Here is a 7,492-nt window from a genome sequence, read left to right on the forward strand (position 1 = left end):
ACGCCATCTCGGCGTTCTGGGACAAGGCGATCGCTCCGACCGACAGGATCGAGTTCAACTTCGTCGACAGCTTCTGCTGCGGCAACGAGGAAGCCAATGTCGGTTCGATCGTGATCACCATGGGCGGTTACCAGGTCACCACCGAGGGTGTATTCACCTATCGGGTGAACGACGACGGCAAGCTGGCGGCGCTGCGCGCCTACTGGGAGGCCGACCGCACCACCGCGACGGCGCGCCCGGCCTGACCGGCCACGGCCGGGTCATCGGAACGCCCGGGTTGGGCGAGGCGATCGGTCATACCGGCTTCAGCCCGGCGCGGTAGCGGTCGGCCAGATCCTGGTAGAACTTCGGGTTCACCTTCACCCACATCTCGGCGCTGCTGCCGGCGATCGGACCCTTGACCGTGGCCGGCGCCCCGATCACCAGCACCTCATCGGGAATCTGGGTGCCCGGAAGCACCAGCGCACCGGCCGCCACCATGCTGCGCGCACCGATCACCGCACCGTCGAGCACCGTGGCGTGATTGGCGATCAGCGCCTCGGCCCCGACGTGTGCGCCGTGGATGAGGCACATGTGGGCCACTGTGGCGCCCGGGCCGATATCAACCGGGACCCCCGGCGGTACGTGCAGCACCGATCCGTCCTGCACGTTGGCGCCCTGCCGCACGATGATCGGCGCATCGTCCGCGCGCAGCACCGCGTTGAACCACACCGACGCGCCCGCCTCGACGGTGACGTCGCCGATCAGGGTGGCGGTCGGCGCGATGAACGCGCCCTCGTCGACCGTCGGCGATCGGCCTTGGAAGGAAAACAGTTGCATTCACCAGATATATACCGGCGGCCATTGCGCACAGCACCTGACCCGCGATCATTGCGCGGCACCGGGCAAAACTGTAACGTGTTCTAGTTAGAATACGTGAGTGGAGGTACCGGGTTATGAGCGACTCTGCCAGCGTCGGCATCCGCGAAATCGACACCGGCACATTGCCGACCAGATACGCGCGCGGCTGGCACTGCGTCGGCGTGGCGAATGACTTCCGGGACGGCAAACCCCACGCCCTGCACGCATTCGGCACCAAACTCGTGGTTTTCGCCGACTCGCATGGGGATCTGCACGTCCTCGACGGATACTGTCGGCACATGGGCGGCGACCTGACTCAGGGCACCATCAAGGGCGACGCGGTGGCCTGCCCGTTCCACGACTGGCGCTGGGGCGGCGACGGCCGGTGCAAGCTGGTGCCCTACTCCAAGCGGACCCCGCGTGCGGCCCGCACCCGCTCCTGGCCCACCGACGTGCGCGGCGGCCTGCTGTTCGTCTGGCACGACCACGAGGGCAACCCGCCGCAACCCGAGGTCCGCATCCCCGAGATCCCGGAGGCCTCCAGCGACCAGTGGACCGATTGGCGGTGGAACAGCATGGAGATCAACTCCAACTGCCGAGACATCATCGACAACGTCACCGACTTCGCGCACTTCTTCTACATCCACTTCGGCCTGCCGACCTATTTCAAAAACGTGTTCGAGGGCCACGTCGCCTCCCAATACCTGCACAACATCGGCCGTCCCGACATCGAGGGCCTGGGAACCAGCTACGGTTCAGCCGAACTCGATTCGGAAGCTTCGTACTTCGGGCCGTCGTTCATGATCAACTGGCTGCACAACAGCTATAGCGGGTACCGGGCCGAGTCCATCCTGATCAACTGCCACTACCCGGTGACCCAGGACAAGTTCGTCCTGCAGTGGGGGGTGATCGTCGAAAAGCCCAAGGGCCTCGACGACGCGACAACCGACAAACTCGCCGATGCGATGACCGACGGTGTCAGCAAGGGCTTTCTGCAGGACGTCGAGATCTGGCAGCACAAGACCCGCATCGACAATCCGCTGCTGGTCGAGGAGGACGGTGCGGTCTACCAGCTACGCCGCTGGTATTCGCAGTTTTTTGTGGATGCGGCCGGCGTCACACCGGAGATGACGGATCGCTTCGAGCTCGAGGTGGACCCGACCGCAGCCAACGAGAAATGGCGCGCCGAGGTCGATGCGAACCTCAAGCGTAAGGCTGAGCAGGGTTCGGCGTGAACTCCAACGGGGGGCCAGCGCCGGACGTCGAGGAGATGGCTCGTTCGATGCTGTTCCTGTACGGAGCACACGATGACCATTCCGATGAGCCGGGTGGTGGCCCCTGGTCGAAGGCACCGGATTTCAGTGACGATCCGACGCGGGCGGCGGCCATTGCCGAGGCGAGCCGCCGGGATCGCGAGCACTACCTCAACGCCGGGCTGGTGCAAGTCGACTGCCGGTTCTGCCATGCCAACGTCGCCGTCAAGAAGGTTGCGCTGGGATACACTGCGGTGCAGTGGAATTTCGATGCGATGCGGCGCTGCGCGTACTTTGCCGAACTGCGTGCCGAAGGCGCGGACAGCAGCCGCGCCCACTCCTGCCCGAGACTCACCGACAGCATCAAGCACGCTGGCCTGAAGGAGTGAGCTTGCCTGGCCGCGAGCATGCACAAACTCGCACTGCGCAGGCCTCGCACGTGCGAGTTTGTGCATGCTCGGTAGAGCCGGGTTACAGGCCGGCGAAGCAATCCCTGATCAGGTCGGCGGTAAGGCCGTAATCAGTCAGTGAATAGCGGTGTTTCGGGGTCCGAGGGCCGGTGTGGCTCTCGGCAACAGTCTCGGCCATCGCCTGACGCGTGACATCGGGGAGGGGCAGGTCGAAGTGCCGGTAGATGCCGGTCACGGTGGCCAACGGGTCGGCGACGAAGTCGGCATAGTCAACGTCGCAGAACTGCGCCGCGTCGTATTCGGCACGTTCGGCGTCGAACTTCGCCAGGCCCCGCGACCAGGTTTCGAGGGCGTCGTGACCGATCTGCGCGCCGACGAACGTGTTCGACCATCCGGCGGTGGTGTGCTCGGCCAGCGAGCACATCGACGCCATGATGGTCTCGGCCGGGCGGTGACACTGCACGACGAGCGCGTCCGGGTAGGTGGCCATCAGCGCGTCCAGTGCAAACAGATGGCTGGGGTTCTTCAGCACCCAGCGCTTTCCGGTGTCGTTCAGGCCGATCAGCTGTAAATTCTTGCGGTGCCGCCGATACGACGGTTTCCAGTCTTGGCGGGACAGCCACTGCGCATAGCTCGGTAAGTGCGCCAGGGTCTCGTATGCCACCGCGTGCAAGGTCTGGCGCAGCAACTGCCAGCACTCTTCGAGCCCGTCTGCGGTCATGAGGTGCAGTCCGGTGTAACCCGGGTTTTCGTTGTGGTGCCGGCTGAACTGGGCCTGCATCCGCCGGAATGCCGGGTTGGCGTCCCAGGTTTGCCGCGGCGGTCGCGGCTGCGGGTATTCGGCCAGCCACATCTGCAGGCCCTGGTGGGCCGGGTCGGCGCCGAGCAGCCGGTGCAGCGCGGTGGTGCCGGTGCGCGGCAGGCCGGTGACGAAGATCGGACGTTCGATGGCGACGTCGGCGTGCTGCGGGTATTGCTTCCAGCCGGCCTCGGCCAACAGCCTGGCCACCAGCGCGCCGCGCAGGTAGAACCGGTTCATCTTGCTGCCCAGTTCGGTCAGATCCGCCTCTTCCCGGTAGGACGCCAGTAACACGGCCAGCGCCTCCCGGTAGTTGTCGTCGTCGGACCCGAAATCGTCGAGGCCGACCAGCCTGGTAGCCGACGCGTGCAGGTCCTCGACGGTGCCGACGTCAGTGCGCCCCATCAGGCGTGGTACTCACCGCAGTTGATATCGAGGATCTGGCCGGTGATGCCGCTGGCCAGGTCGCTGGCCAAAAAGATGATCGCCGAAGCCACCTCGTCCTCGGTGGGTAGCCGCTTCAGGTCGGATTTCGCAGCGGTCGCGGAGTAGATCTGATCCACCGTGGTCCCGTACTTGCCGGCCTGGTGGGCGAAGTAACCTTTCAATGTCTCGCCCCAGATATAGCCGGGGGCAACCGAGTTCACCCGGATTCCGGCTTCACCGAGTTCGGTCGCCAACGACTGCGACATCGCCAGCAACGCGGACTTGGCCATCTTGTACGCGCCGTGTTTGGCATCCGAATGCCGGATCACCATGGAGTTGACGTTGACCACGGCGCCGTTGCTCTCGGCGAGGGCCGGCGTGAAGCCCTGGATCAGTCGCAGCGCTGCGAGCACGGTGAGCTCGATGGCATCGCGGATGTGTTGAAACGTGGTATCCGCCAAGGGTTTCATCGACGGCACTCGAAATGCGTTGTTGATCAACACGTCGGCCCTACCGTATTCGGAAAGCGCGGTATCGGCCAGGTTGGCCACCTGAGTCTCGTCGGTGATGTCGGTGCACACCGCAACCACACGCCGCCCGGTCTGCGCGATCTGCTTGGCCAGGCCGTCGAGCCGCTCGGAGGTGCGTGCCGCCAGCACCAGATCGGCACCGTCGGCGGCGCACCGATGCGCCAGCGTAGAGCCGAGCGCCGGCCCGACCCCGCTGATCACCACGACCTTTCCTTCCAGCATTCCGGTCATCCCTACCCCAGCATCCTGTTGGCGATTTGACTCTGTCGTTGCGCGATGCGATCCCGCCAGTCCTCCTCGGAGATCCTGTTGTGCTCGTAGTAGGGCAGCGCGGCCGGCACTGCCGCGCAGTCGACGAGTTCCACGGCGGGTCCGTCGACGTCGGTGAGCGGCCGCGACACCCGCTGCCAGCGGAACTGCAGAAAGCCGCGCCGATGGCTCAGCGTCTCGACCCAGTTGGTGACGCCGGGGTTCTTCTCGGCGACCACGATGCGGATCTTGCCATCCGGGTCGGATTGGGCCTGAGTGCCGTTCAGCGACGTCTGGTGGTTGAGGTAGTCCAGCGAGATGTACCACATGCTGCCCAGCTGGAAACCCAGGTACGGTGCGTCGGTAACCGGCAACGTGATGATGAGCGCTTGCTCGGGCCCCAGCTCGAAGTGCCCGGCCGACGAGTACTGGGTGGTCAGCCCGCCGGGGGTAAGACGAGGCGCCGCCATGGTGTTGACCGGGATGTTGAGATAGAACCATTGCGGAAACGCCAGCCAGGTCTTGACCCGGCCGATGAGTTGCTTTCCTGCTGTCGCGTAACGTCTTTCGATACGTTCCCGGTTCAACGGCGGCGGTGCGGTTCCCGCGGTGTCCAATCTGGAGATCGCGACCGTGCCACGCTGCTGCGACCAGTCACCGTAGACTTCGCGAATCACCAGCTGCGACGGCCCCCTCGGGCGGAACCGCCACTGGAAGCCACCGTCGGCGGCGATGTCGAGTTCCCGATCGTCGAAGGCAGCTTCGCTCGCCGGAACATTGTCTTCGGTGTACTCCCCGCCGAGGAGTTGGAAGCTCAGGTCGGTGGTGGTACCGCGCGTGCCGGTGACGGCGTAATCGTGCCCGGCCTGCACGCGACAGCCGAAATATAGGGTGTCGGGGTTGTCCAGACCCATCTTGGTGAACGGCCCGGTACCGGACAGCAGGAACGGGTGATCACGCTCCTGGTGAAATGCCATATGGGTGCAGGCGGCCACGCAGCCGGCCAGATACTGCAGCCCCTCCACCAGGTCGGCTTCGGTCTCGGCATGGGGTGCGGCGGCTACCAACTGCTCCGCCTCGGCGATCGCCGCGGCCAGCGGATGGGAGAACACGCCTCGACACTAGAACGCGTTCTATTTCTCGTCAATCTATCGGCGGTGGCTCGCAGCGGCTTCACCTGGCTACCACGTGCACTCGTCGGCCAGCGTGATCAACGCCTGCCGCACATTCAGGTGCCGGCCAGCGATACCCCGCTGCTGTTAGGTTCAGCATCATGACGTTGCCTGCCGTCGACCGGTTGGACTTGTCTGACCTAGTGCACCGCTACGCGGCCTACGTAGACGCGCGCCGGTTCGACGATGTCGCTGAATTGTTCACGGTGACAGCTGAACTCACCCTACCGAGACCACCCGATCACCTCGGTCCGTCAGTTCGACACAACGGCCGAGCCGAGGTTCGTGCAGCGATGGCGCCGTTGGATCGGCTCACCCGAACACATCATGCGATCGTCGGGGAGGTCTACACCGCCGCAACCTCCGGCCGCTCAGCGACGGGATCCATCGCCGGTGTCGCTCACCACTGGACAGACACCGGTGGCCAGATCACCGACGTGGTCTGGTATCTGCATTACTCCGATGAGTACCGGCGCACCGATGCCGGCTGGCGTATCGCGCGGCGGATGCTGTCCATCGATGCGATCGAGACCCTACCGGCACGTCGTGTGCACTGGTGAGTGTGCGCGTCAAAACAGAGGAAGAACGTCATGGAAAAAGTAGTGATCATCGTGCGGACCGCGAACTTCGATGAGCAATGGTGCCGTCGGATCCGCGGCCCCGTCGCTGCCGCACTGCTGAACCTGGGATTGCCCGGCCTCGCGGTGAACGTCCGCGACGAGCCGGTCCAGGAATCGCTGCTGACCCTGACGACGCTGGATCCACCTGCCGCGGCGGTGGTGTGCCTTTGGACCCAGCAGTCTTACGGCGAGCAGGTGCACGCGGCCGTAGCGTTGCTCGAGGCCGAAGCTGATGCGGTGGCAGCCTATTTGGTGACCGAATCGATGCCGATCGCTCCTCCCGATCCGGGTGGCGGTTACCGAACACCGGGATTGGCCAACGTGGCGTTGCTGCGACGGCCCGCGGCACTCGACGAATCGACATGGCTGCACAGATGGCAGATCGGCCACACCCCGGTTGCGATCGAGACGCAGGCAACCTTCGGCTACACCCAGAACGTCGTGGTTCGGCCGCTGACCGCGAACGCACCCACTATCGACGGCATCGTCGAGGAACTGTTCCCCGAAGACGCGGTCTGGAACCCGCGCGTCTTCTACGGCGCGCGCGACGACGCGGACCTGCGGGACAGAATGACCCGAATGCTAAACAGCGTCAATGCGTTTGGAGCAAACGAGAACGTCGACACGGTACCTACCAGCCGCTATCTCTTTCGGACACCCTTCACGGCGTCCACCGGGTGAAGGGAGGAGAAGGGGAGAGATGTCACGATCACCTCAGATTTCATTTCAACTGCGTACGTTCACCGATGATCCGGACCACGTGTGGAGTTCGACTCTCGCGCTGGGGCAGGCGATGGACGCCGCGGGTGTGGACCGCGTCGTCGTCTCCGATCACGTCGCATTCGGCGAGAACCCGGACGCGTACGCCAACCCGGCGCTCGGTGGGATCGCAGGTGGCCGCCAGCCGACCGGCCCCGACGGCCAGTGGCTCGAGCCGCTGACGGTGCTCACCGCGTTGGCGGCATTGACCACCCGCATCCGGCTCGGCACCGCGGTGCTGTTGGCGGCGCTGCGCCGACCGGTGGTGCTTGCCAAGCAGGTCGCGACCCTGGACGTGCTGTCGGGCGGCCGCGTCGATCTGGGAGTGGGTGTCGGCTGGCAGCGCGAGGAGTACGAGGCGGCGGGCCTGCCATTCCGCCGCCGGGGGAGGCTGCTCGATCACACGCTGGCGGTTTGTGACGCGTTGTGGACCC

The 7,492-nt window shown here is 65.1% G+C and carries 10 protein-coding genes; 6 read left to right on the top strand and 4 right to left on the bottom strand.

Going from position 1 to position 7,492, the window contains the following annotated elements:
- A partial coding sequence (locus tag AC2VON_RS26145; RefSeq protein WP_486955413.1) for a nuclear transport factor 2 family protein occupies positions 1-245 on the top strand: 245 nt, incomplete at its 5' end.
- A gap of 49 nt (positions 246-294) precedes the next feature.
- On the opposite strand, the gene AC2VON_RS26150 is transcribed toward AC2VON_RS26145, so the two are convergent.
- Positions 295-819 (bottom strand): gamma carbonic anhydrase family protein, encoded by a 525-nt coding sequence (locus AC2VON_RS26150; RefSeq protein ID WP_486955414.1) that lies wholly within the window; start codon positions 817-819, stop codon positions 295-297.
- A gap of 116 nt (positions 820-935) precedes the next feature.
- On the opposite strand from AC2VON_RS26150, the gene AC2VON_RS26155 reads away from it, so the two are divergent.
- A complete protein-coding gene (locus tag AC2VON_RS26155; protein WP_486955415.1) occupies positions 936-2,075 on the top strand; it encodes a 3-ketosteroid-9-alpha-monooxygenase, oxygenase component in 1,140 nt (379 codons plus the stop codon).
- A 35-nt stretch (positions 2,076-2,110) separates the two neighbouring features.
- Positions 2,111-2,482 (top strand): hypothetical protein, encoded by a 372-nt coding sequence (locus AC2VON_RS26160; protein WP_486955422.1) that lies wholly within the window; start codon positions 2,111-2,113, stop codon positions 2,480-2,482.
- A gap of 82 nt (positions 2,483-2,564) precedes the next feature.
- On the opposite strand, the gene AC2VON_RS26165 is transcribed toward AC2VON_RS26160, so the two are convergent.
- From AC2VON_RS26165 to AC2VON_RS26175, 3 genes are read right to left on the bottom strand one after another with little or no spacing between them, the layout of a single operon-like run.
- On the bottom strand, positions 2,565-3,707 hold the full coding sequence (locus AC2VON_RS26165) for a sulfotransferase family protein (RefSeq protein WP_486955416.1): 1,143 nt from the start codon (positions 3,705-3,707) through the stop codon (positions 2,565-2,567).
- Positions 3,707-4,489 carry an SDR family oxidoreductase gene (locus AC2VON_RS26170; protein WP_486955417.1) on the bottom strand — a complete coding sequence of 261 codons (783 nt, stop codon included), beginning with the start codon at positions 4,487-4,489 and terminating at the stop codon, positions 3,707-3,709. The genes AC2VON_RS26165 and AC2VON_RS26170 overlap by 1 nt, the downstream gene beginning before the upstream one ends.
- Positions 4,490-4,491: 2 nt before the next feature.
- A complete protein-coding gene (locus tag AC2VON_RS26175; protein ID WP_486955418.1) occupies positions 4,492-5,619 on the bottom strand; it encodes a hypothetical protein in 1,128 nt (375 codons plus the stop codon).
- A 161-nt stretch (positions 5,620-5,780) separates the two neighbouring features.
- On the opposite strand from AC2VON_RS26175, the gene AC2VON_RS26180 reads away from it, so the two are divergent.
- The 3 genes from AC2VON_RS26180 to AC2VON_RS26190 all read left to right on the top strand — a co-directional run.
- Positions 5,781-6,239: a nuclear transport factor 2 family protein gene (locus tag AC2VON_RS26180; RefSeq protein ID WP_486955419.1), complete on the top strand. Its 459-nt coding sequence runs from the start codon at positions 5,781-5,783 to the stop codon at positions 6,237-6,239.
- A gap of 30 nt (positions 6,240-6,269) precedes the next feature.
- On the top strand, positions 6,270-6,980 hold the full coding sequence (locus tag AC2VON_RS26185; RefSeq protein ID WP_486955420.1) for an EthD domain-containing protein: 711 nt from the start codon (positions 6,270-6,272) through the stop codon (positions 6,978-6,980).
- A 19-nt stretch (positions 6,981-6,999) separates the two neighbouring features.
- On the top strand, positions 7,000-7,492 hold a 493-nt coding region (locus AC2VON_RS26190; RefSeq protein ID WP_486955421.1), incomplete at its 3' end, for an LLM class flavin-dependent oxidoreductase.

It is taken from the genome of Mycobacterium sp. TH-M82, assembly GCF_057473605.1.

Coding starts and splice junctions, on each gene's coding strand:
- AC2VON_RS26150 (WP_486955414.1), bottom strand. CDS start 819: ATGCAACTGTTTTCCTTCCAAGGCCGATCGCCGACGGTCGACGAGGGC.
- AC2VON_RS26155 (WP_486955415.1), top strand. CDS start 936: ATGAGCGACTCTGCCAGCGTCGGCATCCGCGAAATCGACACCGGCACA.
- AC2VON_RS26160 (WP_486955422.1), top strand. CDS start 2,111: ATGGCTCGTTCGATGCTGTTCCTGTACGGAGCACACGATGACCATTCC.
- AC2VON_RS26165 (WP_486955416.1), bottom strand. CDS start 3,707: ATGGGGCGCACTGACGTCGGCACCGTCGAGGACCTGCACGCGTCGGCT.
- AC2VON_RS26170 (WP_486955417.1), bottom strand. CDS start 4,489: ATGACCGGAATGCTGGAAGGAAAGGTCGTGGTGATCAGCGGGGTCGGG.
- AC2VON_RS26180 (WP_486955419.1), top strand. CDS start 5,781: ATGACGTTGCCTGCCGTCGACCGGTTGGACTTGTCTGACCTAGTGCAC.
- AC2VON_RS26185 (WP_486955420.1), top strand. CDS start 6,270: ATGGAAAAAGTAGTGATCATCGTGCGGACCGCGAACTTCGATGAGCAA.